A 25,242-nucleotide genomic window follows, 5' to 3' on the forward strand; every position below is an offset into this window, starting at 1 on the left:
CAGCCTGACTCTGGAATCAAGTTGGAGACCGGGGGCTGCGCTCCCGCTCCTGGAAGAGGGGCGGAGGAGGTGCCATCTCGCGGTCTCCCGTGCCGTGCGCCTCGGGCCACCCGTGCCCTGGCCCTATCGGAAGAAGGGGGCCGGGCCTCGGGGGCGCGAAGGGCTCAGCACTCGGAGGCGGGGTGGCCCCAGGGGTTGGTGCGCGGGTACTCGCGCAGCATCGCGCTCAGCCGGTACGCCGCGGCCACGGTGGCGCTCGTCCCGGTCCGGCGGGCCGACAGTGCTCCCCGGCTCAAGGCGGCCCCGAGCCGGGCGGCCTGCTGCGACAGCTGCCGCTCCACTTCGGGGGACCAGCGGGGAAATTCGAGCCATTCCATCTGTGTGCTCCTTCGAGGACTGCTGAGTGCCCATCCAACAACCCTGAGCCAGGGAAATCACGACGCCATGCGTCGCCGCAGAGCGTCACTGCCAGCTTCCCGACAGGGGGGCCCAGGGTCAGGCGTCCGTCGTGTTGACCAACAGCAGGACGGCTCCCCGCCTTCCTCCGTCACGGACTCGCGACGAGCGGAATTTCCTGATCCCGTCCGGGCGCAATCTTCAAACCTATCGGGAATGGCCTCGCACAGGTCAGCGCGGCACCGCTGGGTGCGGGCGCACCCTGATTCAAGGTCCGAGACATGCTCTCGGGCCCTGCAATTTTTCCCGAGGGCGAATCTCAAACATGCAAGGAATTTCGCCCACCGCGTTCAAATAGATGAAGAGGGCGGTGGTGGGCGCAGAGGACGTGATGGGGCGTTCCGGGCGGGAAGTCGCTCGGAACGGAAGGTCGCCGCGATGCCGGGAACGGCGGCGGTTTCAGAGGGGAATTCGGGGCATGCGGGGTTTGGGAGTGAGTGGGTCCGTCCGATGTTGGTCAGGTCGGGAATTACTTCGGGTCAGGTTCAATCCCGAGGGGTTGTCAGGTTGTCTTGATATCTTTATCTCCCTGGCCAAGGGGGGAATCGGACCAAAGGCAGATCAGCTGAGCACGTACACAACGGGAGACGGACATGGCTCCAGAGTCGGTTGACGTCATCATCGTCGGATGTGGACCTGTCGGAGCGATGGCCGCGAACCTGCTGGGGCAGAAGGGCATCCGGACGCTCGTCGTGGAGCGGGAGCCCGCGCCGCACGGCCAGTCCCGCGCCATCAGCGTGGATGACGAGGCCCAGCGCATCTTCCAGGCCGCGGGCCTGGTGGGCGACCTGGACCCTGGCTTCTTCCCGTGCCGCCGCCTCCAGTACCTCGACGACGAGCTGCGCTCGCTGGCGGAGGTGGACTTCGGCAGGGTGGACAAGCCCTTCGGTCACTCCGTCGGTGCCTTCTTCCAGCAGCCGCGGATGGAGGCGGTGCTGCGCAAGGGGCTGGAGCGCTTCGCCCACGTGGAGGTGTGGAGCGGCCACGAGGTGGAGTCCTTCGTCCAGGACGACGAGGGTGTCACCGCCCGTGTGAAGGCGCGAGCGGGTGAGCAGGCCCTCACGGTGCGGGCGAAGTACCTGCTGGCCTGCGACGGCGCGCACAGCGCCATCCGCCGGCGCCTGGGGCTGAAGCTCGAGGGCACGACGGCGCTCGAGCACTCGCTGGCCATCACCGTGAGCACGGCCTCGCCGGACCCCGAGTTCACCGCCTACCTGTGCGGCCCGACGCGCCGGGGCTTCATCACCCGCACGTCCCGGGATGAGATCCGCTTCGACATCATCCTTCCGCCGGACCAGGACCTGGAGGCGGCGCGCCAGCCCGACTTCGTGCGCGCCCTCATCGCGCACTACCTCGACCCGGCGACGGTGAAGGTGCGCTCCGCCAACGTGTACTCGTACCACAGCCGTCTCTCGGAGCGCTGGCGGGTGGGACGGGCGTTCCTGCTGGGAGACGCGGCGCACCTGATGCCGCCCTTCCTGGGGCAGGGGCTGTGCGCGGGCCTGCGCGACGCGGCGAACCTCACGTGGAAGCTGGCCCTGGTGCTGGGGGACGCGGCGGATGCGTCGCTGCTGGACACCTACGAGCAGGAGCGCCGCGAGCACGTGTCGGAGGTCATCCGCAGCTCGGACGCCATGGGCCGGGTGATGATGACGGGCGGGCGGGTGCTGGCCCGGGTGCGCAACGCGCTCATCCAGCTCCTGTACCGCATGCCCGTCTCGGGCGACTTCATCCGGCAGTACAAGGTGAAGCCGGTGATGCCGCTGGTCCAGGGCTTCTTCGCCCGGGCCCGTCGCGAGAAGAAGGACTCCGCGCAGGGCACCTACTTCCCGCAGCCACGCGTGGAGCTGCCGGACGGAAATACCGCGCTGCTGGACGACGTGCTGGGGGACGGCTTCGTGGTGCTGACGCGGCCGGGCGCTTCACTGGAGGCGCAGCGCGAGGCCCGCTCGCTGGCGACGGAGATCGGCGCGCACTGGCTGACGGTGTCTCCTGCGGAGCGCACGGGCTCCGGCAGGCAGGAAGCCGTGGTGGACGTGGAGGGCCGGCTGGGCGCGTGGTTCACGCAGTATGCGGCGGACCTCGTGGTGCTCCGCCCGGACCGGTACGTCTACGGGACGGCGGGGGGCAAGGACCTGGGCGCCCTTCGCGGCTCGCTCCAGGGGCGCGTGCGGCCGCTGTCCCGCCGCGGCCACGGCACGGTGCGGCGCGCGGGCTGAGCCGGCGCAGGCCTCCGGGCAGGGCAGGGGAGTGGAAGAAGTACAACGGGCGCCTCGGGCGGAGCTCTGCCCATGGCGCCCGGCGTGTTTCAGGGCTGCGCGGCCAGGCGCGGCGCTCAGGCGGCGGCGGACTTCAGCATCTGCTCGGCGCGCTCGACGCAGTCGGCCATGAAGTTCAGGTAGATCTCCAGGGCGCGGGCACCCGTCTTGCCGATGATGGCCGCCTTCTCGGGGACCTGGGTCAGCAGCTTGCCCAGCATGACCTCGTTGAGGGCGGTGTGGCCCACGTCGATCTCCGCGTGCTCCTTCACGAAGGACATCGCCTCCATGATGTCCTCGCCCAGCACGCGCCTGGCCTGGTCCATCAGGCCGGGCGCGAAGACGACGGACAGGTTCTCGATCTCGTACTCGATGGCGACCTGCGAGGCCGGCATCGGACCGACAATCGTGTCCTCGTGGATGGCGCGGTAGTCCTTCATCGACTGGGTGGGGGCCTGGTTGAGCAGCGCCTCCGCATCCAGCTTGGGCGTGCGGTGCTTGTTCCACCGGGCGACGAGGCTCTTGGTGTCCTCGATCATCATCAGGTGGTGACCGGCCTCGTGCTTGGCGTGGGTGATGAGCTTGTTGCCCACATCCTCCAGGCCCATCTTCACGGTGGCCTCACCGGCGCGGCGGATCCACCCGTCCACGGGCTCCGTCATGTACACGCCCAGGGAGTTGAGCTGGATGAGGAAGCCCTCCACCAGCGCCGGCTCCACCTTCGGATCCAGCAGGGCCTTCAGCGCGGGCGCCGTCTTGAGCCGCTCACGGGCTTCCCGGACGTGCGGCTCATACAGCTCCTCAACGAGTTTCTTGCTCATCTTGCGTTACCCCTGGCGAGTCGTGTTGTGGGCACCGCGGCGCCCGATGGTCAGCTCACTGATGTGCTCGAGGAAGTCCGGGATCAGCTTCGAGGAGATGATCCACATGTACGGATCAGGCCCCGCGTGGATACCGGCCTCCTGCACGTACTCCCCCCCTTCGTCCTCACAGAGATAGTGGAACGAAGTGCGACGGCGAGCGGCGTACCAGCGGCGGGCCGCGTCGACCAAGGCGACATAGGCGGACGGACCGGCGTCCGTCAGCGAGAACAGCCGGGCCATGTCCAGCAGGCTGTAGAGGTTGGTGCCCTTCTCACCCATCTCCAGGACGGCCGCGGCGACGGGCACGCCACCCCGGCGAGCCACCAGGACCTCGCGCTCACGCTCCAGGCCGAACTCCCGCCAGCGGGACTGGACGGGGCGCATGTCGATGCGGTCCCGGGTGAAGTCGAGCGCCTCCGCGTAGCAGTTGGGGCGCGTGCGGGCGATGGAGTCCGTCAGCACCGTCAGCTCGCTCGGCGTGGCGGGACCCACGGAGATGCCGTCGAAGGTGCGGCCCGTCTGCTCGTGGGTGAAGACGTCCAGCATGTGGACCTTGCGGGTGAAGGCCAGGCCGGCGCCCGTCTCCATCTGCCGCTCGGCGTAGCGCACGTGCGCCTTGTGGATCCAGGGGTTGAGGGCCTCCACGTAGGCCACCACCCAGCGGAAGTCCGGGTCGCTCTGCGGGTGCTCGAACGTGCGCAGGTACAGGTCGCGCATGATCTGCCCGGGCTCGGACACGTTGGAGGGCGGCTTGCCGGGGCGCTTGGCGACCTGGTGCCCCATCCACGCGTGGCGGTAGGGCTTCATGAAGGACAGCGTCGCCTCCAGCCCGCGCTCGGACGGCCACACCGCCTGGCAGAACAGCTGGGGCACCTCGGCGGCGCGCTTCGCCATGCCGCGGAAGGCCAGCCGCAGCTGCTCGAACTCCTCGGCGGACTTGCCCGCGAGGCTGAAGAAGCCCGAGCGGGTGAACAAGTCCCACAGCCCGTCCTCCAGGTCCTCGCTGGTGCGCGTGGCCGGGGACATCGTCTGCGACACGAAGCGCACCCAGCGCGCCTCGTCGGACGAGTAGGGCTGCACGCTCAGGCCGCACAGCACGGTGCCGTCGGCGCGGGCGCTGCTGACGTAGCGGATCTCCCCGCGCAGGCTGATGACCTGGTCGGTGTCCGTGTGCAGCTCGAGCAGGGGCGGCAGCAGGCCCGGGAACACCAGGTCCTCGGGGCGGCAGCGCACGCACAGGCCGGCGAAGGACAGGTCCACCACCTCGCGCTGCATCTCCCCCAGCTCCCGCCACAGCGGGTGGTGGAAGCGCACGCTCACCCCGGCGGAGGCAGGCACGCGCCGGTGCCAGCGGTGGCGGATGCGGAAGAGCACCTCGGGCAGCGTCGTGAGGAGCCGGTCGCCATCCGCCGTCCCCACGTCCAGCTTCATGCGGTACGCGCTGTTGTAGCCGATGACGTCGATGTCGTAGGGCGCGTCGCCCCAGTCCGCCACCGGCTCCTCGGCGCGCCACTCGAGCTGCGAGGTGGCGGCGTTGAAGCGCTCCAGCACCATGCGCACCGTGCGGCCCATGCGGCGCAGCACGCACTTGTTACCGGACGCGCAGATGGCCACCAGGATGGAGCGGATGCGCTCGACGTGGCTGATGGTGTCCTGCACCGGCATCGCCGACGCGGCCGGCTCCGCCACGCCGCGCTTCAGCGCGTCCGCCAGCAGCGAGAGGATCTGCCGGCCCTGGTCCAGCGTCACCCCGACCAGCTGCAGCCCCACCGGCGCGCTCTGCGTCTCCGCATCCGTCCGGATGAAGGCGCCGTGGATGGGACCGATGGTGAGCCCGCAGCCGGACAGGTACACCGGCAGGGTCCGCGCCTCGGACACATCCACGTTGCCCCGCGGCATCACCCACACCACCGTGGGGCTCAGCCGCGTCACTTCACCGATGGACGCGCCCGGCGTGCCCAGGGAGCAGGTGATGGCGTCCGGCCCCGTCCCGTGCAGCGAGTAACCCGAGTCATCCAGTGCAGCTTCGGCCGGAGGAAGTGGAATCACATTGAAGAGTGCATCACGACTGTCGAACTCGAACGTCCGCCTGGTGGAGAGCGGATTTCCCCCTTCCATGAGGAGCCCCCTTCTCCGCTGCTGAGGAACGCTTGATGCGGATGTCGAAGTTGCAAGCACAACAGTCCCTCCCTGCTCCAGCGGTGCTGCGGTCGGCGGCGAATCGCTATAGGTCCGTATCATACGGATTCAGGAGGAACAGTCAAACCGAATTTATTCAGCCAGGCTGTTTTCTGGCTGGCGGGAATGTAGGTCCATGGGTCGGGGGTGACAGAGGCTTTTCCGAGTTCCACGAATTTCAATGCCCGGGAGTGAACAACATCACGGCCAAGATGTCGCGCAACTGTAATGTCACAAGTCGGGCACGCTGTGCGTACTTTCTCGTAGTGAAATAGAGATCGTCAGACGTCGCGATTAGAGTGTGTGGGGCAGGTCAGCGGGAGGTGAGTGGGATGAGTGCGGCAGTGAGCACCAGGGATGGGGCGCCATCGCAGCAGGGCGCGCAGGAGCAGGGCAAGTCGGGTCGCGTCGCGGCGCTCGCCTCGGTGGACGTGCCGGATGTCCACCAGGTGGATGTGGCGGAGGTGGCACGTTACGGCGTGGAGCTGCTGGGCGCCACGCGCCGCCTCCACGGAATCGAGGTGGCGCTGGAGCTGCCCGAGGACCCCGTCCTCGCGCGCCTGAGCGGCCGCCGCATGCAGCAGGTGATGCTGCTGCTGCTCGCGCACGCCGCGGACACCGCGAACGGGCAGGGCGTCCGGCTGGCGGTGGACCCTCCAGATGACTTCGGGGACGTGGGCCCGCGCTTCCAGGTGCTGGTGCCCGGGGCCTCGCTGTCGGACCGCGAGCTGCAGGCCGTCGTCCTGTCGCCCATGCTGGTGGGGCCGGTGCACCGCCGCCTCGCCCGGGCCCGTGAGCTGGTGGAGTCCATGGGCGGCACGCTGGAGGTGGCGCGCGGCGCCGCGTCCGGCCTCACCGTCACGGTGGAGCTCCCCGCGCCCGGCCTCGCGTGCTGGTAGTCGCGTCGGAGTCGCGGCCGGGCCGCTGGCTCCGATAAGTCCTTCACCCTGGAGGGGTGGCCAAACTCCTTGACGGGAGGGGGCGGGTTTTCGACTATCCCGCGCCGCTTCTTACACGGCCACACCTTCCAGGAGTAAGCCAATGGCGCCCCCGTCTTCCGGCGAGAAGATCTCCCTTCAGAACGGCAAGCTGACCGTCCCGGATCAGCCGATCATCCCCTACATCGAGGGCGATGGCACCGGTCGCGACATCTGGCGCGCGTCCCAGGCCGTGTTCGATGCGGCGGTGGAGAAGGCCTACAAGGGCAAGAAGAAGATCGCCTGGTACGAGGTCCTCGCCGGCGAGAAGTCCTTCAAGGCGGTCAACAACTGGCTGCCGGACGAGACTGTCGAGGCGTTCCGCACGTACCTCGTCGGCATCAAGGGCCCGCTGACGACGCCGGTGGGCGGGGGCATCCGCTCGCTGAACGTGGCGCTGCGCCAGATGCTGGACCTCTACGTCTGCCTGCGTCCCGTGCGCTACTTCAAGGGCGTTCCCAGCCCGGTGAAGACGCCCGAGAAGGTCGACATGGTCATCTTCCGTGAGAACACGGAGGACATCTATGCGGGCATCGAGTTCGAGGCCGGCTCCGCGGCGGCGGAGAAGTTCGCGGCGCTGCTGAAGCAGGAGTTCCCGAAGGAGTTCGGGAAGATCCGCTTCCCGGCGAACGTGGGCCTGGGCGTGAAGCCCGTGTCGAAGGAGGGCAGCGAGCGGCTCATCCGCGCGGCCATCCAGTTCGCGGTGGACCACAAGCGCAAGAGCGTCACGCTGGTCCACAAGGGCAACATCATGAAGTACACCGAGGGCGCCTTCCGCAAGTGGGGCTACGAGCTGGCCGCGCGCGAGTTCGGCGACAAGGTGTACACGTGGGACCAGTGGGAGGCGACCAAGGCCGCCAAGGGTGAGGACGCCGCCAACGCCGAGCAGAAGGCGGCGGTGGGCTCCGGGAAGATCCTCATCAAGGACTCCATCGCGGACATCACCCTGCAGCAGGTGCTCACGCGTCCGGACGAGTTCGACGTCATCGCCACGCTGAACCTCAACGGCGACTACCTGTCGGACGCGCTGGCGGCGCAGGTGGGCGGCATCGGCATCGCCCCGGGCGGCAACATCAACTACGTCACGGGCCACGCGGTGTTCGAGGCCACGCACGGCACGGCGCCCAAGTACGCGGACCAGGACAAGGTGAACCCGGGCTCCGTCATCCTCTCCGGTGAGATGATGTTCCGGCACCTGGGCTGGCACGAGGCCGCGGACCTGATGATCAAGGGCATGGACCGCGCCATCGCCAACAAGACGGTGACCTACGACTTCGCCCGCCTGATGAAGCAGGAGGGCCAGGGCACGGTCACCGAGGTCAAGTGCTCCGAGTTCGGCCAGGCCATCATCAAGAACATGTAGCGCCCTCGGGGGCCGGCCGGAGTCACGGTCGGCCCCTTTCGGTCGTGCGTCCTTCCCGGGCGCGTCCGGCCCGCCGGAAGCACTGGTGGGCCTCGTGCCTGATGCCGCGAATGACGGGGGCTAATCGTCCTCGTTTCCGTCGTTGCGGCGCGTTTTCACCAAGTTAACTAGCCTGTAGTGCTCGCACGGGATGTCCGGCCCTGGCACGCCTCGCGGCGGGTCGGCCCACGGAAGCAGCGTCCGGAGCCCGGCAGTCAAGGAGACGATGATGGCAGCAGCAGCGCGGTTCACGGTGGTGGGCGGCGGTCTCGCCGGGCTGATGACGACGATCAAGCTCGCGGAGGCGGGCCACCAGGTGGATGTGCTCTCGCTCGTCCCGGTGAAGCGTTCGCACTCCGTCTGTGCCCAGGGTGGCATCAACGGAGCGGTGAACACGAAGGGTGAGGGTGACCACCCGGACATCCACGTGAAGGACACGCTGCGCGGCGGCGACTTCCTCGCGGAGCAGACCTCCGTGAAGGGCATGTGCTACGCGGCGCCCGGCATCATCTACCTGCTGGACCGCATGGGGGTGACGTTCAACCGCACCCCCGAGGGCCTGCTCGACTTCCGTCGCTTCGGCGGCACGCTCCACCACCGCACGGCCTTCGCCGGCGCCACCACCGGCCAGCAGCTGCTGTACGCGCTGGACGAGCAGGTGCGCCGCTACGAGGCCGAGGGCAAGGTCACCAAGTACGAGTACTGGGAGTGGCTCGGCACGGTGAAGGACGAGGGCGGGCGCTGCATCGGCAGCGTGGCCGTCGACCTGCGCACCATGGAGATCCGCACCTTCCCTGCGGAGGCCGTGTGCCTGGCCACCGGCGGCCCGGGCATCGTCTTCGGGCGCTCCACCAACTCCATCATCAACACCGGCACGGCGGCGGGCCGCGCCTACATGGAGGGCGCCGCCTACGCCAACGGCGAGTTCATCCAGGTGCACCCCACCTCCATCCCGGGTGAGGACAAGCTGCGCCTGATGAGCGAGTCCGTCCGCGGCGAGGGCGGCCGCGTCTGGGTGCCCCGCAAGAAGGGCGACCCGCGCAACCCCCGGGACATCCCGGAGAGCGAGCGCTGGTACTTCCTCGAGGAGAAGTACCCCAAGTACAAGAACCTGGTGCCGCGCGACGTGGCCACCCGCGAGATCTTCATGGTCTGCCGCGAGCTGGGCATGGGCATCGGCGGCAGGGACGGCGTGTACCTGGACGTGACGCACATCCCGGCCAAGACGCTCGACGCGAAGATCAAGGGCGTGATGGAGATCTACGAGAAGTTCGTCGGCGACGACCCGCGCGTCACGCCGATGGTCATCTTCCCGGGCATGCACTACTCCATGGGCGGCCTGTACGTGCAGTTCGAGCCGGACTCGAAGACGCAGACCCCGGTGGAGGGCAGCCCGAAGAACCAGTCCACCCACGTCCCGGGCCTGTACGCCACGGGCGAGGCGGACTACGCGTTCCACGGCGCGAACCGCCTGGGCGCCAACTCGCTCTTGTCCTGCATCTACTCCGGGATGATTGGCGGCCCGGCGATGGCGTCCTTCGCCAAGAGCCAGACGACCAGCGCGGCGGCCATGCCGGAGAAGTACTTCCAGGACGCGAAGCGCTATTGGGAGGACCGGTTCGGCACCATCCGGAAGATGAACGGCACGGAGAACCCGTACGGTCTCGCCAAGGAGCTGGGCGACATCATGACGGAGAACTGCACCGTCGTCCGGTACAACGACCGGCTGAAGAAGACGGTGGAGAAGATCCGCGAGCTGAAGGCGCGGTGGGCGAACGTCAACGTGCTGGACACCGGCATGGTGGCCAACCGGGCGCTGTCGTACACCAACCAGCTCTGGAACATGTTCGAGCTGGGCGAGGTCATCGCCACCAGCGCGCTGCTGCGCGACGAGAGCCGCGGCGCCCACTACAAGCCGGAGTTCTCCCTGCCGGAGCCGAAGTCGAAGGACCCGCGCGAGGACCCCGAGTGGATGGCCCTCTGGCGCAAGCGCCACGAGAAGTGGGCCAAGACGACCGTCGCGACGTACGCGAAGCAGGGGCCGCAGATCACCTACGAGGAGATCCCCACGCCGGTGCTGGACCCCGAGCCCCGCTGGTACGCCTGAGCCGGAAACCTCATCTGGTGGGCCCGCACGGGTTGCGCGGGCCGCCTCAACTGATCTGGAAGTGAAGGGTCGAGCCACATGGACACTGCACAGGCAAGCGCCGTCACCACGAAGACCGTCACCTTCCGCATCTGGCGGCAGGAGGACCCGAGCAAGCCGGGCTACTTCGACGAGTTCAAGGTCCCCTACGGCAAGGGCTCCAACGTCATCTCCTGTCTGATGGAGATCCAGCGCAACCCCGTCACCGTGGAGGGCAAGAAGGTCGCCCCGGTCATCTGGGACGCCGCCTGCCTCGAGGAGGTCTGCGGCAGCTGCGCGATGAACATCAACGGCCGCGTCCGCATGGCCTGCTCGGCGCTCATCGACAAGCTGGAGCACCCCATCACCCTGGAGCCGATGAGCAAGTTCCCGGTGGTGCGCGACCTCAGCGTGGACCGTGAGCGCATGTTCAACGCGCTCAAGCGCGTGAAGGGCTGGATTCCGGTCGACGGCACCCACAACCTGGGGCCAGGCCCGCGTCAGTCGCCGAAGGACCAGTCGGTGATGTACGTGCTGTCCACGTGCATTACTTGCGGAAGCTGCCTGGAGGCGTGCCCGCAGGTGACGCAGGACAACGACTTCATCGGCGCCGCGGCCATCAGCCAGGCCCGCCTGTTCAACATGAACCCGACGGGCAAGATGAACTCCGAGGAGCGCACCCGCGCCCTGATGGGGCCGGGCGGCATCCAGGACTGCGGCAAGGCGCAGAACTGCGTGAAGGTCTGCCCGAAGGAGATTCCGCTCACCACGTCCATCGCGGTGATGAACCGCGAGGTGACGAAGCTGATGATCAAGGACATCTTCTTCAAGGAAGAGGAGCAGAAGAGCCACGGCGGTCCGGGGTAGCGCTCACCCGTTCCACCGTCGTCGCGAAGCGGCCCCGTGCTGGCGTCCCTCTCGAGGCGCCGGGCGGGGCCGCCGCCGTTTCGGGGGGCTCCCGGGACTTGAAGCCCGCGGAAGGCCTCCTGCTGCTTCCGGGCTTCCGCTCAGGGCTTCGTACTGGCGCCGAGCGCCTCGAGCGCCGCCTGGAGCTCCTCCTGCTGCTCCGCCTCCGTCGCGCGCTTCACCAGCGCGGTGAGCGCCGCCACGTGCGCGGTGCGCAGCGCGTCCTCGGCCGCCACCGGCACATCCGGCTTCACGCCCACGCCCTCCCAGCTCGTCTTCGTCACCGCGTGCACCGTCTGCCCCATGGGCACGCCGACGACGAAGTGCTCGTCCACGGGCAGGGCAACGCCGGGATTGGCTCCGCCCCGCGTCCGCTCGCCCACCACCCGCGCGCGCTTGCGGGCCTGCAGGTCATACGCGAGCGACTCCGCCGCGGAGAACGTGTGCCCGTCCGTGAGGACGTAGACCTCCTTGTCCCCGTACCGGCCCGCGGGGAGGTACGCGGGCGTGTGGAGCTGCTCCGTCCCCCGGCCCTTCCACACCGTGTCGAGCACGTGGGTGGGCTCCGGCAACAGCCAGCCCAGGTACATCGCCACCAGCTCCCCATCGCCTCCGCCATTCCCGCGCAGGTCGATGATGAGCGCGTCCGTCCCGGACAGCAGCCGCATGGCGGCCGTCGCGGCGTCTCCGCCGAACTCCACCTCTGGGAAGCTCGTCAGCCGCAGGTAGCCCACGTTGCCGTCCAGCCGCTCCACCCGGTTGACGCCATACGCGTCGCGGTGGGCCAGCTTCCGCCTTCGCTCCTTGCGCTGGGCACGGAAGGCCTGCACCTCCGGCGGGGCGGGCTCCCACGGCAGGCCCAGGTTCTTCGGAACGGGCTGGGGGCTGAAGATGACGATGAAGTGCGCGTCCTGGCCGTCCCGCACGAGGTGCTCGGTGAGGACGTCCGCCAGCTGCCGGCCCCCGGTGATGGCGTCGTAGTCCCCGCGCTTGACCCGCGAGCGCAGCAGCCGCTCCGCGAGTGCGGCCTTCTCGGTCGAGTAGTGGCGCGTGCGCACCTGGGTGATGACCGCCTCCAGGATGCGACCGCGCGCCTTCGCGTCCAGCACCACGTCAGCCGGTGCGTCTGCCCCCGCGGCGAGGCCAGGGACGACGAGCAGGCAGAGCAACAGCAGGTGCCACGGTCGCAAGGACATGAGGGCTCCAGGGGAGGGCAACTGGACGCACGCGCCACCCGGGGAATGAAACGTCAGGAGCTCCACGCCATACCGGCGCCCGGGGGCGAGCCCCGAGGGGAGTGGGTTCCGGGCGGTACGGGTCCTCGTCGGCGGGCCGCCTCACGGCCGTGAAGGCGGGCTCATTCTGGCGGACAATCCTGGTTATCTGCTGTGCACAGGACCGCATGGGGCGGTTCCGCCGGGGTCAAACGGCCTTGCCATCCGTCGGTTTCTGCGCAATGAGGGCCCCGCGCTGACGCCTGTCTGTAAAGGCCGTCTCCCTCGTCCCAATCGGAGCCTCGATGAAGATCCACGAGTACCAGGGCAAGGAAATCTTCCGGAAGTATGGCGTGCCCACGCCGAAGGGCATCCTCGCGCTCTCGCCCAACGAGGCGGAAGCCGCTGCCAAGCAGCTCGGCACGCCCGTGGTCGTCGTGAAGGCCCAGATCCACGCGGGCGGTCGCGGCAAGGGCGGTGGCGTGAAGCTCGCCAAGAGCCCCGCCGAGGCGAAGGACCTCGCCAAGCAGATGCTGGGCATGAAGCTGAAGACCATCCAGACCGGGCCGGAAGGCCAGACGGTCCACAAGGTCTACATCGAGGAAGGCCTCGCCATCGGCCAGGAGCTGTACCTCGGCGTGACGCTGGACCGCGCCACCAGCCGCGTCACCTTCATGGCCTCCCGCGAGGGCGGCGTGGAGATCGAGGAAGTGGCGGAGAAGCACCCCGAGAAGATCCTCCGCGAGGCGGTGGACCCGGCGGTGGGCTTCACCGACTTCCAGGGCCGCAAGCTGGCCTTCGGCCTGGGCCTCACCGGCCCCACGGTGAACAAGTTCGTCCAGTTCTGCTCCTCGCTCTACCGGATGTTCATGGAGACGGACGCCTCCATCGTGGAGGTCAACCCGCTCGTCATCCTGAAGGACGGCGGCGTGGTGGCGCTCGACGCGAAGGTGAACTTCGACGAGAACGCGCTCTACCGGCACAAGGAGCTGCTGGAGTACCGCGACCTCGCCGAGGAGGAGCCCCGTGAGACGCAGGCCAAGGAGTGGGACCTGGCCTACATCGCGCTCGACGGCAACATCGGCTGCATGGTGAACGGCGCCGGCCTGGCCATGGCCACCATGGACACCATCAAGCTGGTGGGCGGTGCGCCGGCCAACTTCCTGGACGTGGGCGGCGGCGCGAGCAAGGAGAAGGTCACCGCGGCCTTCAAGCTCATCCTCGCCGACCCGGCCGTGAAGGCCGTGCTCGTGAACATCTTCGGCGGCATCATGAAGTGCGACGTCATCGCCGAGGGCATCATCGCCGCGGCGAAGGAGGTCAAGCTCCAGGTCCCGCTCGTGGTCCGGCTGGAAGGCACCAACGTGGAGAAGGGCAAGGAGCTGCTGCGCAACTCCGGCCTTGCCATCACCCCGGCGGACAACCTGCGACAGGCGGCCGAGAAGGCCGTCGCGGCCATCAAGTAGTCCGGCGCACTCCGTCGCCAACAACTTCCTGAAGGAGCGCCATGAGCATCCTCGTCAACGAAAACACGAAGGTGGTCTGTCAGGGCATCACCGGCTCTGCGGGCTCGTTCCATTCGAAGCAGATGATGGAGTACGGCACCAAGCTCGTGGCCGGCGTGACGCCGGGCAAGGGCGGCACCGACTTCGAGGGCAAGGTCCCCGTGTTCAACACGGTGGCTGACGCCGTGAAGCAGGCGGGCGCCAACACCTCCGTCATCTTCGTCCCGCCTCCCTTCGCCGCCGACTCCATCATGGAGGCCGCCGACGCGGGCATCTCCCTCATCATCACCATCACCGAGGGCATCCCCGTCAACGACATGGTGCGCGCCAAGCGCTACCTGCAGGGCAAGCCGGGCGTGCGCCTCATCGGCCCCAACTGCCCGGGCGTGATTACGCCGGGCGCCAAGTGCAAGATCGGCATCATGCCGGGCCACATCCACAAGCCGGGCCGCATCGGCGTGGTGTCCCGCTCCGGCACGCTGACCTACGAGGCCGTGCACCAGCTCACCCAGCTGGGCCTGGGCCAGTCCACCGCCGTGGGCATCGGCGGGGACCCGGTCAACGGCACGGACTTCGTGGACGTGCTGAAGCTCTTCAACGCGGACCCGGAGACGGACGCGGTCATCATGATTGGTGAGATCGGCGGCAGCGCCGAGGAGGCGGGTGCGGAGTACGTCGCTCGCGAGTTCACCAAGCCCATCGCCGGCTTCATCGCCGGCCAGTCGGCGCCCCCGGGCAAGCGCATGGGCCACGCCGGCGCCATCATCTCCGGTGGCAAGGGCACGGCGACCGAGAAGATGAAGGCCATGGAGGCCGCCGGCTTCCTGATGGCCGCCAGCCCCGCCGAGCTGGGCACCACCCTCCAGGAGGCCCTCAAGCGGGGCGCTCCCAAGAAGCGCTGATTCGCAGCGCCAAACCCCAACGAGAACAAGGAGCCAGTCACATGGCCATCGAGCGCACGCTGTCCATCATCAAGCCGGACGGTCTGGAGAAGGGCGTCATCGGGAAGATCATCAGCCGCTTCGAGGAGAAGGGTCTGAAGCCGGTCGCCATCCGGCTGCAGCAGCTCTCCCAGAAGGAGGCCGAGGGCTTCTACGCGGTCCACAAGGCCCGGCCCTTCTTCAAGGACCTGGTGCAGTTCATGATCTCCGGCCCGGTCGTCCTGATGGTGCTGGAGGGTGAGAACGCCGTCCTGGGCAACCGCGACATCATGGGCGCCACCAACCCGGCCCAGGCCGCCGCCGGCACCATCCGCAAGGACTTCGCCACCAGCATCGACAAGAACACGGTGCACGGCTCGGACAGCCTGGAGAACGCGAAGATCGAGATCGCGTACTTCTTCCGCGAGACGGAAATCCAGCCGTACCCGTACCAGAAGTAGGCAGCCGGGCCTCCTCCGAGGCCTCGCTCCGGCCCGGTGTCCACGCCCGTGAAGGTGTGGGCCCGGGCCGTTGTTCTTCCAGGGAAGGGCCTGGAAGCGTCCAACAGGCGGGTAGGGGAGCGTGCGCTCCTTTGACTTGCCGTGCCCAGGTGTGGGAAGGGACGCCCTTGGGCCCTCCGTTAACAGCCCAACGACGATGTCCGAGACCTCCGCCAATACCCTCCCAGTCACCGAGCCGCTGCCGGCTCCCGCGCCCGCGAAGCTGGTGGACGTGGCCAGCCTGTCGCTGGAAGGCCTCACGCGCTTCGTCACCGAGACGCTGGGGGAGCGCTCCTTCCGCGCGCCGCAGATCTACCGCTGGCTGCACCAGCGCGGCGTCACCTCGTTCGACGAGATGACGGACCTGTCCAAGGCCCTGCGCGAGAAGCTCAAGGCCCAGGCGGAGATCGTCCCGCTGGTGAAGGACACGGAGCTGCGCAGCACCGACGGCACCATCAAGTACCGGTGGAAGACGCGGGACGGGCGCTTCATCGAGTCCGTCTACATGCCCACCGAGGACCGCAAGACGCTGTGCGTGTCCACCCAGGTGGGCTGCGCCATGGCGTGCGGCTTCTGCATGACGGGCACCATGGGGCTCAAGCGCAACCTCACCCCCGGGGAGATCGTCGCCCAGGTCCACGCGGTGAACCGCGAAGTCCGGAAGAACGAGGGGCTGGAGACCTACCGCCCGCTCAGCAACCTGGTGTTCATGGGCATGGGCGAGCCCCTGCACAACTTCGAGAACCTCAAGACGGCGCTCTCCATCCTCCAGTCGCAGGACGGGCCCAACTTCAGCCACCGGCACATCACCGTCTCCACGGTGGGCCTGGTGCCGATGATCGAGCGCTTCGGCCAGGAGACGGACGTCAAGCTGGCCATCTCCCTCAACGCCAGCACCGACGAGCAGCGCAGCAAGACGATGCCCGTCAACCGCAAGTGGAACATCGCGGCGCTGCTGGACGCGTGCCGGAAGTTCCCGCTGCGCCAGGGGCGCCGCATCACCTTCGAGTACGTGCTCATCTCGGGCTTCAACGACGCCGATGAGGACGCGCACCGGCTCATCGAGCTGCTGAAGGGAATCCCGGTGAAGGTGAACCTGATTCCCTACAACGAGAACCCCGGGCTGGGGTTCCACACCACCGGGGAGGAGCGGGCGGAGCAGTTCCGCGCCATCCTCGCCGATGGGCACATCGCAGCCTACATCCGCAGGAACCGGGGTCGGGACATCGCCGGTGCCTGCGGACAGCTCGCCAACCAGGGCGAGGCCCCCGTAGAGGGCACGACATAACATCCCGAGCTTCCTTGACAATCTAGCGGGTGCGGCGGTAAGAGCGCCCCCCTTCTCACAGATGTAACCTGTTCGTTGGAGCACTCAATGGCCGTCGTCCTCCGTCTCGCCCGCGCGGGCGCCAAGAAGAAGCCGTACTACCACGTGGTCGCCACCGACTCCCGGAACCCCCGGGATGGCAAGTTCATCGAGGCCGTGGGCGCGTATGACCCCAACCTCGAGCCCCCCAAGGTGGAGTTCAACGAGGAGCGGCTGAACTACTGGCTGAAGACGGGCGCGACTCCCTCCGAGACGGTCGCGGACCTCATCAAGGTCGCCGCGAAGGCGAAGCCGGCCGCTCCCGCGGTCTGAAGCGCGCTTCGCTGAGCGGACGTGGAGCAGCTTCTTACCTATCTGGCGCGGGCCCTGGTCGACCAACCGGACCAGGTCAGCCTGCGTATCTCCGACGCGGAAGGCGCCCGGCTCTTCGAGCTGAAGGTCGCCCCCGAGGACGTCGGCAAGGTCATCGGCCGTGACGGGCGCACCGTGAATGCCCTCCGGACGCTGCTCAATGCCGCTGCGCAGAAGGCCGGGCAGAAGGTCCGCCTGGAGATTCTCGACGACCGGCGCAACGCGGCTGGCGCGCCTGGCGCCGCACCGCCGCCGGCCGCACCGGACGCCTCGCGGTGACGACCTCGCCGCACCTGGAGCTCGGCTACGTCGCACGCGCGCATGGGCTGCGTGGCGAGGTGGCCGTGCGCACGTTCGACCCGGCATCGGATGCGCTCGACGTGGTGGAGCGCCTCCTGCTGCGCACCCGCTCCGGTGAGGAGCGTGAGGTGTGGCTGGAGGGCGTGCGCCCCACGCCCAAGGAGAACATCGTCGTCATCGAGGGCGTGGAGACCCGCGAGGACGCCGAGGCGCTCGTCGGCTCCAAGGTGTTCGTCTTCCGCGAGGACCTGGAGCCCCCGGCCGAGGGCGAGTTCTTCCAGGGCGACCTGGTGGGCCTCACCGCCGTGGACGAGGCCGGCGCGGAACTGGGCCTCGTGGAGGAGATCTGGGCCACCGGCGAGGTGCCCAACCTCGTCATCCGCGCGCCCCAGCGCCCGGAGCTGGTGGTGCCCTTCGCGGACGAGTTCGTGCCCACGGTGGACCTCGCCGCCCGTCGCATCGTCATCCGTCCTCCCGAGTACGTGGAGGTGGGGCGCCACGAGAAGGGGCCCCGGGCTCCGGACTCCGAGGCGGCCGCCGCCGATGAGGCGGACTCCGTAGAGGGCGCCGGGGACGCCGGTGCTGACGACGGCTCCGGGGCCCCGGAATGAGCACGCCGTTCCGGGTGGAGCTGCTCACGCTGTTCCCCGGCATGGTGTCCGGATACCTGGGGGCGAGCATCCTCGGGAAGGCCCAGGAGAAGGGCCTGCTGTCCGCCACCGTCACCGACGTGCGCGAGTACGCGGAGGGCAAGCACCGCGTCACCGACGATGCGCCCTATGGCGGCGGCGCGGGCATGGTGATGAAGCCGGAGCCGCTGGTGGCGGCGATTGAAGCCGCCCGGACGCGGCTGCCTGGCGCCAGGGCGCTGCTGATGAGCCCGCGAGGGCCCGCCTTCACCCAGGCCACGGCCCGCGAGCTGGTGCGCCACGAGGCCGGGCTGATCCTGGTGTGCGGCCGCTACGAGGGCGTGGACGAGCGGGTGATGGCGCACCTGGACGGGGAGCTGTCCCTGGGGGACTTCGTCCTCACCGGGGGCGAGGTGGCCGCCATGGCGGTGGTGGACGCGGTGGCGCGGCTGGTGCCCGGCGTGCTGGGCAACGTGGACTCGTCCGTCACCGAGAGCTTCGAGGAGGGGCTGCTGGAGCACCCCCATTACACCCGCCCGCCCGTCTTCCGGGGGAGCGAGGTGCCCGCCGTCCTCCAGTCCGGGGACCATGCCCGCATCGCCCGCTGGCGCCGCTGGAAGTCGCTGATGCTCACCCGGGAGCGCCGTCCGGACCTGTTTGCCCGCCTGGAGCTATCAGCAGCCGACCAGAAACTGCTGGCCCGCCGGGAGGAAGACCTGTAACCCTGAGCGTTCCCAGCGGGTTGGCTCATCAGTGGGCTTGTCCGACACCGCTCTCTCTGGTAGTACGGCCCGCTCTTTCACGCGCCCAGCGCGTCAGTTTCCGATTTTCCGGAGTCCGTCATGCGTAACGCCGCCATTCAGTACGTCGAGGCCAAGTTCCTGCGCCAGGACGTCGCCGAGTTCCGTCCCGGTGACAACGTGCGCGTCCACTGGAAGGTGAAGGAGGGCGAGAAGGAGCGCGTGCAGGCCTTCGAGGGCGTCGTCATCCGCAAGAGCGGCGCTTCGCACCGCGCCACCTTCGCCGTGCGCAAGATGTCCTTCGGCGTCGGCGTGGAGCGCATCTTCCCCCTCCACAGCCCCCGCTACGAGAAGATCGAGGTCCTCTCCCGCGGTGACGTGAACCGCAGCCGCCTGTTCTACCTCCGCGACCGCAAGGGCAAGGCCGCCCGCGTGGACGTGCAGGAGGAGCCGACGGCCGCTGGCCTGGCCCAGTCCGCCGCCGCCAAGGCCGCGAAGGCTGCGAAGGCCCCCAAGAACGCCTAGTCGGCGTCTGGAACGCCTGCCTGCCCTCGCGGGCCGGCCGGGTGTCATGAAAAGGAGCGTCCGATCCCGGGCGCTCCTTTTTTCATTCGCGCTAACATGCGCGAGCCATGCAATTCGCCGAAGTCGCCGTCCAGAACGTCCGGGGCTTCTCGCCCGCGGGGCGGTTTGCCCTCAAGGCCGGGTACCTCGTCCTCAAGCCGCCCACGGCCGAGGCGAGTCCCCTGGCGGGCCTGTCCCTCGCGCTGCTCTTCGCCGACGGGCGCGGCGGTGACGCCAGCTTCCTGACGCCTGGCGCGAAGACGGGCAAGGCGGCCCTCACCTTCGTGGGCGTGGACGGGGTGACGTACCGCGTGCTGCGCGAGCTGGGGGGCTCCGGGACGCTGCACCGGATGAACAAGGCCACGCAGCAGGCGGAGCTGGTGTCCTCGGACTCGTCGGAGATCAGCCAGTTCCTCCGGGGCCAGGCGGGCCTTCCTCCGCGCACGACGTTCGAGCAGGTGTACTGCCTGCAGCCGGCGCAGCTGCCCTCGCGGAGGCCTCGCAAGCCGGCGGCCGGTGCGACGAAGGTCGACCCCAAGACGTCCGGGAAGTTCCCCTCGCTGGCCTCGGCGCCCGCGGTGATGCCCGCGGAGGACATCTCCGCCGCCGAGGCGAAGCTGCGCGCGCTCGAGCAGGAGCTGGTCGGCGCGAGCGAGGTGGATCAGCTCCAGTTCAAGGTGGACGGCCTGTCCTCACAGGTCTTCGATGCCGAGCAACGGCTGAAGGGCACCGACGGGCTGAAGGCGGCCATCTCCGACGCGGAGGCCGCGTGGCGTGCGGCGCCCACGCCGGAGTCGCTCGGGCTGCCGCAGGACATCCTCAGCCGCGTGCAGCGCTACCCCAAGGTGGTGGCGAAGCGGGATGACGCACTGGCCCGGCTGAACGCGGACCGCGACGCGGAGGCGGAGGCGGTGCCCGCGCAGGTGGAGTCCCTGAAGGAGAACCGCGTGTTCTGGGCGGGCATCGGGGCTGGCGTGCTCTTCCTGGGGCTGAGCCTGGGCCTGGGCTTCGGCGTGGACAGCACCTTCCGCTACCTGGCCCTGCTGAACATCCCGTCGTTCGGCGTGGCCGCCTTCATGGCGCTGCGCTACGTGGACGAAGTGCAGAAGGCGTCCCGGCACGGTGGCAAGGAGAACCGGTTCGACGCTCGCGAGAAGAAGATCCTCGACGAGTTCGAGGCCGAGGCCGCCCCGCTGCGCATGGCGCAGAAGGCGCTCGGCGTGGAGAGCCTGGAGGACATCGCGCCCACCCTGGAGCGCAAGGAATTGCTGGGCGCGCGCGTGGTGGAGCTGAAGGACCAGCTCCAGGCCATGGAGGCGGACCCCGACTTCGTGGCGGCGGTGACGCAGCGGCAGGCATTGAAGGAGCAACTGGACGCGCTGAACGCCGAGCTGACGCAGAAGGGCTCGTACGTGCGCGACATCCGCGAGGTGGAGCGGGAGATGGGCCGGGTGAAGGAGTCCATCGCCCTGGCCAAGGCGCCACCGGCCCCCGCGGCGCCGAGCGCGGATGGCACTCCGGCGCCGGTGGAGGCGCTGGAGGACCCGTCCCCCGTGCTGCTGTCCCAGGCCGCGGACGTCTTCACCACGGACGTGCTGTCGGTGCAGGGGATGCTGAAGGAGCGGTGCCTCCAGTACCTCACCGCGCTGACGGACCGGCGCTATCAGGGCATCGAGTGGGACAAGGAGGGTCGGGCCTTCGTGCTCGCGGCCGGCAAGCGCATCCCCGTGGGCGAGCTGCCGCCGAAGGACCTGGACCTGTACTACCTGGCCCTGCGGATGACGGTGGTGGAGAAGGCGAGCGCCCGCGTGAAGCGCCCCTTCGTGCTGGAGGACGTCTTCACCGGCGTGGAGGAGGTGAAGCTGCCCCTCATCGCCCGCATGCTCAAGCACCTGGGCACGCTGACGCAGGTGCTGCACGTGACGGGGCACCCCGGCTTCGCGCAGATGGCGGACGGCACCGTCAACGTGTAGGGCGAGCCGGCGGTGTGCCGCCCTTGAAGGGCGCCCTCGACGTAGGGTCTCCTCGGAAAGCACGCTTCCGGGGCGATCCGTCGGGTGGCGGGTGGCACCAGGCTGTCGGACAGTCCTACAGGTTGCCGCGGAGTCAGCGGGTGGCCGCAGGCTGTCGCGCCACCCGACGGGTTGCCTTGATGTCAGAGGGCGTCGCTAGGGTGTCAGGTAACCTGGCGGGTTGCCTCCACGGTGGAGGGCCGGCAGGGGCACAGGCATCGGGCGACGTGGCGGGAGCCTCCTCCTGGGAGGACCGCCGGGGAGGGTGGATGGGACGGATGGAGGCGGGGAAGCGGCGGGAGTACGGGGACGCGGCGGAGGCGGCGGCGGTGGCGCTCCTGGAGGCGGATGGGTGGCGCGTGCTGGCGCGCAACTGGACGTGCCGCTACGGGGAGCTGGACATCGTGGCGGAGCGGGGCGACACCGTGTGCTTCGTGGAGGTGCGGATGCGCTCCACCGCGGTGTGGGGAGACCCGTCGCACACCGTGTCCTTCGCCAAGCAGCGCAGGGTGGTGAAGGCGGCGCTGCACTATCTGTTCGCCAACGAGCTGGGCGAGCGGATGATGCGTTTCGACGTGATTTCGGTGGTGGGGCGCGGAGAGCGTGCCACCGTGGAGCACATCCCCGGCGCCTTCGACGCGGGCATGTGAGAGGACACCATGGCTGGAACGCTCTATCTGGTGGCCACGCCCATCGGAAACCTGGGGGATGTCACGTCGCGGGCGCTGGAGACGCTGCGCACAGTGCGCTTCATCGCCTGTGAGGACACGCGCCACTCGCGGGTGCTGCTGGACCACTTCGGCATCGGCGGGAAGGACCTGGTGAGCCTGCCGGCCTTCGCGGAGGGGCAGCGGGCCGGGCGCATCCTGGACCGCATCGTCGAGGGCGAGGACTGCGCGCTCGTGACGGACGCGGGCAGCCCCGCCATCAGCGACCCGGGAGAGCGTCTGGTGGCCGAGGCGCTGGAGCGCGGGGTGACGGTGGTGCCCATTCCGGGCCCCACGGCCCTGGTGGCGGCGCTGAGTGCGTCCGGGCTGCCCACGGGCCGCTTCCACTTCCTGGGCTTCCTGCCGCGCAAGGGGGCGGAGCGCCGGGCCATGCTGGAGGAGGTGGCGCAGCTGTCCGCCACGCTGGTCCTCTACGAGTCTCCGCGCCGGGTGGGTGAGACGCTGCCCGACCTGCTGGACGCCTGGGGCGACCGGCGCGCATGCGTGGCGCGCGAGCTGACGAAGCTGCACGAGGAGTTCGCGCGGGGCACGCTGTCGGAGCTTTCGGCCCGCTACGCGGCGGAGGAGCCCCGGGGCGAGGTTGTGGTGCTGGTGGAAGGCCGCACCGGCGAGCGCCGCTGGTCCGAGGAGGAGCTGAAGCGGGCCTTGGAGGAGGGGCTGTCGCGCGGCGAGAAGCTCAAGGCGCTGAGCACCGAGCTGGCCCGCCGCGCGGGCTGGGCCGGTCAGGACGTCTACCGGCTGGGCCTATCACTGAAGCGGTGAGGCGCGGAGGGAAGGCCCCTCACGCGCCCACGGCCGCTAGAAGTTGAACGTCGCGCTCAGGTCGAAGCGGAACGACGTGCTCTCCACGGCGCGGAAGCGGCGGGAGACCAGGTCATAGCGCCAGTCGAAGCTGGGGTTGAGCTCCGGCGAGCCGGGATCTGCGTCCACATCGCCGTCGCCGCTCACGTCCTTGCCGATGTCCTCGGACGTGAGCGTGTGGTCGGTGTTGTAGAGGAAGGTGCCGGCGGCGCGGATGGTGAAGGACTCGGCCGCGCGCGCGTTGACGCCGAGCATGCCGCCCACCTGGAAGTAGTCCTCGGAGGTGAGCAGCTTGCGCAGCGCCGAGCTGAGCTCGTTGTAGTACCGGCCCCGGCCCACGTAGTTGCCGATGGTGCGCAAGTCCAGGGCGAACCGCTGGCCCTTCTCCGGCTTGTCGAAGGGAACCAGCTCGATACCGAAGAGCATGCCGCCCTGCGACGGCGCCTTGATGCCCAGCTCCTTGCGCGTCCACGGGCCCGTGAAGCAGTTGCCTTGAGCGCCCAGGTTCTGAGCATCCGGGAGCAGTTCGGGGTCCGCCTGGTCGCAGTTGGAGTAGATGCCCGGGCCGCGCACGGGGATGGTGTAGTGGGCCTTGAAGTAGGGCTCGGCCACGCCCATGCGGCGCGAGAAGGACGTGTAGAGCTGGTACTTGTGGACGCGGTCACCGACGTTGCCCCGGTTGTCCGGGTTCGTGGTGTCCACGCTCGGGTCGCGCTGCTTCGCGGTGGGGGCCTCGTAGTCCAGGCCGACAATCCACGTGGGCTTGGTGACGTCCTTCTCCTGGCTGAAGAAGGCGTAGGCCAGGCCGAAGTGCACGTTGCCCAGGCCTCCGCGGAAGCTCTCCTGCGGCATGCCGAACAGGGCCCTTCCGGCGGCGCCGCCCTCGAGTGAGCACCCACCGATGGGCGTGCCGTCCGCGTTGACGCAGGTGCCGTTGACCGACGGTGAGAAATTGGACGTGTAGTCCCAACGCTCGTTCTGCTGGAAGACCAGCGGCAGCTTGAAGGAGAACTCGAGGTCCCGGTACAGGCCGAAGGACAGCTCCAGGTTGAGCCGTGCGTCCACGCCCTTGTACCAGAGCCCCGCGACGTCCCGGCTGGTGCTGCCTTCCGCCACGGGACCGACCTGCTCACGGATGATCTTCGCGCGCGTCTGGGTGCGCTCGAAGCCGACGTCGATGAAGAGGTCGAACGGGTCGTCATCCTCGAAAGAGGACGCGATCCGGGTGATGTCCGCCGCGCTGGCGGCGAACGGCGCGCCCAGTGTCAGCGCGGTGAGTACGGCGCGAAGCCTGTGCATCCGACCTCCGACGACGAATCACCCGGGCCTTCCGGCAAGGCCCGGGGGCTCCCAGCTAGCCGCGCCGTCGGAGGAGTGTCAAGAAACGGGTGGCGATTACTTGCCGGCCAGGGAGGTCCCGAGCAGCCCATCCAGGCGCCGGACCTCGCTCTCGAAGAGGGACTTCTGGCTCGTGGAGAGTGCGCGGCGGTAGGTCTTGTGCTGGTCGAAGGGGTCCAGCACGCGGTCATCCTGCGTCATGAGCTGATAGTGCAGGTGGGGCGCGAAGGAGCGGCCCGTGTTGCCGCTGGACGCAATCACCTGGCCCACCGTGAAGCGCGTGCCGGGCTTGATGTTCTTGTCCACCGCGTCCAGGTGCAGGAAGAGGGCGCGCCGGCCGCGGCCACCGCTCTCCACCAGCTCCAGGCAGTTGCCGTTGCTGCCGAAGTTCCAGTTCTTGCGCTTCACCACGCCGTTGAAGGGCGCCTTGATGGGCGTGCCCACCGGGGTGCGGAAGTCCACGCCCTTGTGGCGGCGGCCGTCGCGCAGCAGGGACGTCACCTGCTCGTAGCTGTCGATGGGCGACTTCTCCAGCCGCAGCTCCAGCTCGTCACCGCTGGACAGGTAGTAGCGGGCGTTGGCCTCGCCCTCGGGCTGGTGACGGTAGGCGCTCATCGTCTTCCCCAGCTTGCCGCTGGTGAAGCGCACGGCGTGCACCAGGGGCTCCTCGTTCTCGCGGCGCTGGTAGAGCACGTCCAGCGTGTCGCCACGGAGGATCTCCCCCGGCACCTCCACCCACCACACCAGGGTGCGCGTCACCACCTGCGCCAGGGCAGGGCCGATGTCCGCGCCGACCGCGCCGTTGAGCGCCGTCTCCAGCGGTCCGTCGATGCGCACCGAGGCGCGCTCGAGGCCGGCGGCCTTCACCGGGTCCACGGGCGCGGGAGGGGCGGCGGGCGCCGCGGCGATGGCTCCGGCGTCAGCGGCCACCGGAGCGGCCTGCGCGGCGCCTTCCGTGGCATGGGCCATGCGCTGCTTCCACCACCACACGCCGCCGGCGGCTCCGCCGAGGATGAGTGACACGGCGACCACCGGTCCGAAGGAACTGCGCTTCGGTGGGGCACCGAGGGTGGGAAGGTTCGGCCGCATACAAGCTCCCTGAGTTTGTGAAGAGTGGGCGGGCCCGGAACCGACGCGCGCGCGGGGGA

At 69.0% G+C, this 25,242-nt stretch carries 22 protein-coding genes and 1 pseudogene; 17 read left to right on the forward strand and 6 right to left on the reverse strand.

Annotated features, from left to right (window positions below; translation table 11 throughout):
- Positions 1-164: 164 nt before the first annotated feature.
- A complete protein-coding gene (locus LXT23_RS32135; protein WP_253984189.1) occupies positions 165-377 on the reverse strand; it encodes a hypothetical protein in 213 nt (70 codons plus the stop codon).
- Positions 378-1,049: 672 nt separating this feature from the next.
- On the opposite strand from LXT23_RS32135, the gene LXT23_RS32140 reads away from it, so the two are divergent.
- Complete coding sequence (locus LXT23_RS32140; protein WP_253984190.1) at positions 1,050-2,675, forward strand: bifunctional 3-(3-hydroxy-phenyl)propionate/3-hydroxycinnamic acid hydroxylase; 1,626 nt, start codon at positions 1,050-1,052, stop codon at positions 2,673-2,675.
- 116 nt (positions 2,676-2,791) lie between these two features.
- Here LXT23_RS32140 and LXT23_RS32145 read toward each other — a convergent pair whose 3' ends face one another.
- On the reverse strand, positions 2,792-3,535 hold the full coding sequence (locus tag LXT23_RS32145) for a hypothetical protein (protein ID WP_253984191.1): 744 nt from the start codon (positions 3,533-3,535) through the stop codon (positions 2,792-2,794).
- 6 nt (positions 3,536-3,541) lie between these two features.
- Positions 3,542-5,695 carry a hypothetical protein gene (locus LXT23_RS32150; protein ID WP_253984192.1) on the reverse strand — a complete coding sequence of 718 codons (2,154 nt, stop codon included), beginning with the start codon at positions 5,693-5,695 and terminating at the stop codon, positions 3,542-3,544.
- 392 nt (positions 5,696-6,087) lie between these two features.
- Here LXT23_RS32150 and LXT23_RS32155 point away from each other — a divergent pair, with 392 nt between their 5' ends.
- The 4 genes from LXT23_RS32155 to sdhB all read left to right on the forward strand — a co-directional run bounded on the left by LXT23_RS32155 (position 6,088) and on the right by sdhB (position 11,126).
- Complete coding sequence (locus LXT23_RS32155; RefSeq protein ID WP_253984193.1) at positions 6,088-6,654, forward strand: histidine kinase; 567 nt, start codon at positions 6,088-6,090, stop codon at positions 6,652-6,654.
- Between the two features lie 142 nt (positions 6,655-6,796).
- Complete coding sequence (gene icd / locus LXT23_RS32160; protein ID WP_253984194.1) at positions 6,797-8,095, forward strand: NADP-dependent isocitrate dehydrogenase; 1,299 nt, start codon at positions 6,797-6,799, stop codon at positions 8,093-8,095.
- A gap of 268 nt (positions 8,096-8,363) precedes the next feature.
- Positions 8,364-10,241 carry a succinate dehydrogenase flavoprotein subunit gene (sdhA, locus tag LXT23_RS32165; RefSeq protein WP_323379112.1) on the forward strand — a complete coding sequence of 626 codons (1,878 nt, stop codon included), beginning with the start codon at positions 8,364-8,366 and terminating at the stop codon, positions 10,239-10,241.
- A gap of 78 nt (positions 10,242-10,319) precedes the next feature.
- Positions 10,320-11,126, forward strand: coding sequence for a succinate dehydrogenase iron-sulfur subunit (gene sdhB / locus LXT23_RS32170; RefSeq protein ID WP_253984196.1), 807 nt, complete (start codon positions 10,320-10,322; stop codon positions 11,124-11,126).
- 140 nt (positions 11,127-11,266) lie between these two features.
- On the opposite strand, the gene LXT23_RS32175 is transcribed toward sdhB, so the two are convergent.
- Entirely contained in the window at positions 11,267-12,361 is a 1,095-nt protein-coding gene (locus LXT23_RS32175; protein ID WP_253984197.1) for a S41 family peptidase, read from the reverse strand.
- 323 nt (positions 12,362-12,684) lie between these two features.
- Here LXT23_RS32175 and sucC point away from each other — a divergent pair, with 323 nt between their 5' ends.
- The 12 genes and pseudogenes from sucC (at position 12,685) to rsmI (ending at position 22,717) form a co-directional block, all read left to right on the forward strand.
- Positions 12,685-13,845 (forward strand): ADP-forming succinate--CoA ligase subunit beta, encoded by a 1,161-nt coding sequence (gene sucC, locus LXT23_RS32180; protein ID WP_253984198.1) that lies wholly within the window; start codon positions 12,685-12,687, stop codon positions 13,843-13,845.
- A gap of 41 nt (positions 13,846-13,886) precedes the next feature.
- Positions 13,887-14,786 (forward strand): succinate--CoA ligase subunit alpha, encoded by a 900-nt coding sequence (gene sucD, locus LXT23_RS32185; protein ID WP_253984199.1) that lies wholly within the window; start codon positions 13,887-13,889, stop codon positions 14,784-14,786.
- A gap of 41 nt (positions 14,787-14,827) precedes the next feature.
- The gene (gene ndk / locus LXT23_RS32190; RefSeq protein ID WP_253984200.1) at positions 14,828-15,265 is read left to right on the forward strand and encodes a nucleoside-diphosphate kinase; all 438 of its coding nucleotides are present in this window, start codon (positions 14,828-14,830) and stop codon (positions 15,263-15,265) included.
- Positions 15,266-15,461: 196 nt separating this feature from the next.
- On the forward strand, positions 15,462-16,592 hold the full coding sequence (gene rlmN / locus LXT23_RS32195; protein WP_253984201.1) for a 23S rRNA (adenine(2503)-C(2))-methyltransferase RlmN: 1,131 nt from the start codon (positions 15,462-15,464) through the stop codon (positions 16,590-16,592).
- Between the two features lie 87 nt (positions 16,593-16,679).
- Complete coding sequence (gene rpsP / locus LXT23_RS32200; RefSeq protein ID WP_163988571.1) at positions 16,680-16,943, forward strand: 30S ribosomal protein S16; 264 nt, start codon at positions 16,680-16,682, stop codon at positions 16,941-16,943.
- A gap of 21 nt (positions 16,944-16,964) precedes the next feature.
- Complete coding sequence (locus tag LXT23_RS32205; protein WP_253984202.1) at positions 16,965-17,261, forward strand: KH domain-containing protein; 297 nt, start codon at positions 16,965-16,967, stop codon at positions 17,259-17,261.
- Positions 17,258-17,812, forward strand: a pseudogene (gene rimM, locus LXT23_RS32210) (ribosome maturation factor RimM); the annotation flags it as partial. The gene LXT23_RS32205 and the pseudogene rimM, both read left to right, overlap by 4 nt.
- Positions 17,813-17,889: 77 nt before the next feature.
- The gene (gene trmD / locus LXT23_RS32215) at positions 17,890-18,633 is read left to right on the forward strand and encodes a tRNA (guanosine(37)-N1)-methyltransferase TrmD (protein WP_253984203.1); all 744 of its coding nucleotides are present in this window, start codon (positions 17,890-17,892) and stop codon (positions 18,631-18,633) included.
- 120 nt (positions 18,634-18,753) lie between these two features.
- The gene (gene rplS / locus LXT23_RS32220; protein ID WP_253984204.1) at positions 18,754-19,176 is read left to right on the forward strand and encodes a 50S ribosomal protein L19; all 423 of its coding nucleotides are present in this window, start codon (positions 18,754-18,756) and stop codon (positions 19,174-19,176) included.
- Positions 19,177-19,283: 107 nt separating this feature from the next.
- On the forward strand, positions 19,284-21,188 hold the full coding sequence (locus LXT23_RS32225) for an AAA family ATPase (protein ID WP_253984205.1): 1,905 nt from the start codon (positions 19,284-19,286) through the stop codon (positions 21,186-21,188).
- Positions 21,189-21,496: 308 nt separating this feature from the next.
- Entirely contained in the window at positions 21,497-21,877 is a 381-nt protein-coding gene (locus tag LXT23_RS32230; RefSeq protein WP_253984206.1) for a YraN family protein, read from the forward strand.
- Between the two features lie 9 nt (positions 21,878-21,886).
- A complete protein-coding gene (gene rsmI, locus LXT23_RS32235) occupies positions 21,887-22,717 on the forward strand; it encodes a 16S rRNA (cytidine(1402)-2'-O)-methyltransferase (protein WP_253984207.1) in 831 nt (276 codons plus the stop codon).
- Positions 22,718-22,753: 36 nt separating this feature from the next.
- Here rsmI and LXT23_RS32240 read toward each other — a convergent pair whose 3' ends face one another.
- A complete protein-coding gene (locus LXT23_RS32240; protein WP_253984208.1) occupies positions 22,754-24,055 on the reverse strand; it encodes a hypothetical protein in 1,302 nt (433 codons plus the stop codon).
- Between the two features lie 96 nt (positions 24,056-24,151).
- The gene (locus LXT23_RS32245) at positions 24,152-25,183 is read right to left on the reverse strand and encodes a M23 family metallopeptidase (RefSeq protein ID WP_253984209.1); all 1,032 of its coding nucleotides are present in this window, start codon (positions 25,181-25,183) and stop codon (positions 24,152-24,154) included.
- Positions 25,184-25,242: the final 59 nt, after the last annotated feature.

This window comes from Pyxidicoccus xibeiensis (assembly GCF_024198175.1).
Taxonomy (GTDB): domain Bacteria; phylum Myxococcota; class Myxococcia; order Myxococcales; family Myxococcaceae; genus Myxococcus; species Myxococcus xibeiensis.

Coding starts and splice junctions, on each gene's coding strand:
- LXT23_RS32155 (WP_253984193.1), top strand. CDS start 6,088: ATGAGTGCGGCAGTGAGCACCAGGGATGGGGCGCCATCGCAGCAGGGC.
- trmD (WP_253984203.1), top strand. CDS start 17,890: ATGAGCACGCCGTTCCGGGTGGAGCTGCTCACGCTGTTCCCCGGCATG.
- LXT23_RS32175 (WP_253984197.1), bottom strand. CDS start 12,361: ATGTCCTTGCGACCGTGGCACCTGCTGTTGCTCTGCCTGCTCGTCGTC.
- LXT23_RS32135 (WP_253984189.1), bottom strand. CDS start 377: ATGGAATGGCTCGAATTTCCCCGCTGGTCCCCCGAAGTGGAGCGGCAG.
- rpsP (WP_163988571.1), top strand. CDS start 16,680: ATGGCCGTCGTCCTCCGTCTCGCCCGCGCGGGCGCCAAGAAGAAGCCG.
- LXT23_RS32150 (WP_253984192.1), bottom strand. CDS start 5,695: ATGGAAGGGGGAAATCCGCTCTCCACCAGGCGGACGTTCGAGTTCGAC.
- sucD (WP_253984199.1), top strand. CDS start 13,887: ATGAGCATCCTCGTCAACGAAAACACGAAGGTGGTCTGTCAGGGCATC.
- rsmI (WP_253984207.1), top strand. CDS start 21,887: ATGGCTGGAACGCTCTATCTGGTGGCCACGCCCATCGGAAACCTGGGG.
- rlmN (WP_253984201.1), top strand. CDS start 15,462: ATGTCCGAGACCTCCGCCAATACCCTCCCAGTCACCGAGCCGCTGCCG.
- ndk (WP_253984200.1), top strand. CDS start 14,828: ATGGCCATCGAGCGCACGCTGTCCATCATCAAGCCGGACGGTCTGGAG.
- sucC (WP_253984198.1), top strand. CDS start 12,685: ATGAAGATCCACGAGTACCAGGGCAAGGAAATCTTCCGGAAGTATGGC.
- LXT23_RS32230 (WP_253984206.1), top strand. CDS start 21,497: ATGGGACGGATGGAGGCGGGGAAGCGGCGGGAGTACGGGGACGCGGCG.
- LXT23_RS32140 (WP_253984190.1), top strand. CDS start 1,050: ATGGCTCCAGAGTCGGTTGACGTCATCATCGTCGGATGTGGACCTGTC.
- LXT23_RS32225 (WP_253984205.1), top strand. CDS start 19,284: ATGCAATTCGCCGAAGTCGCCGTCCAGAACGTCCGGGGCTTCTCGCCC.
- LXT23_RS32145 (WP_253984191.1), bottom strand. CDS start 3,535: ATGAGCAAGAAACTCGTTGAGGAGCTGTATGAGCCGCACGTCCGGGAA.
- LXT23_RS32240 (WP_253984208.1), bottom strand. CDS start 24,055: ATGCACAGGCTTCGCGCCGTACTCACCGCGCTGACACTGGGCGCGCCG.
- LXT23_RS32245 (WP_253984209.1), bottom strand. CDS start 25,183: ATGCGGCCGAACCTTCCCACCCTCGGTGCCCCACCGAAGCGCAGTTCC.
- rplS (WP_253984204.1), top strand. CDS start 18,754: ATGCGTAACGCCGCCATTCAGTACGTCGAGGCCAAGTTCCTGCGCCAG.
- sdhB (WP_253984196.1), top strand. CDS start 10,320: ATGGACACTGCACAGGCAAGCGCCGTCACCACGAAGACCGTCACCTTC.
- sdhA (WP_323379112.1), top strand. CDS start 8,364: ATGGCAGCAGCAGCGCGGTTCACGGTGGTGGGCGGCGGTCTCGCCGGG.
- icd (WP_253984194.1), top strand. CDS start 6,797: ATGGCGCCCCCGTCTTCCGGCGAGAAGATCTCCCTTCAGAACGGCAAG.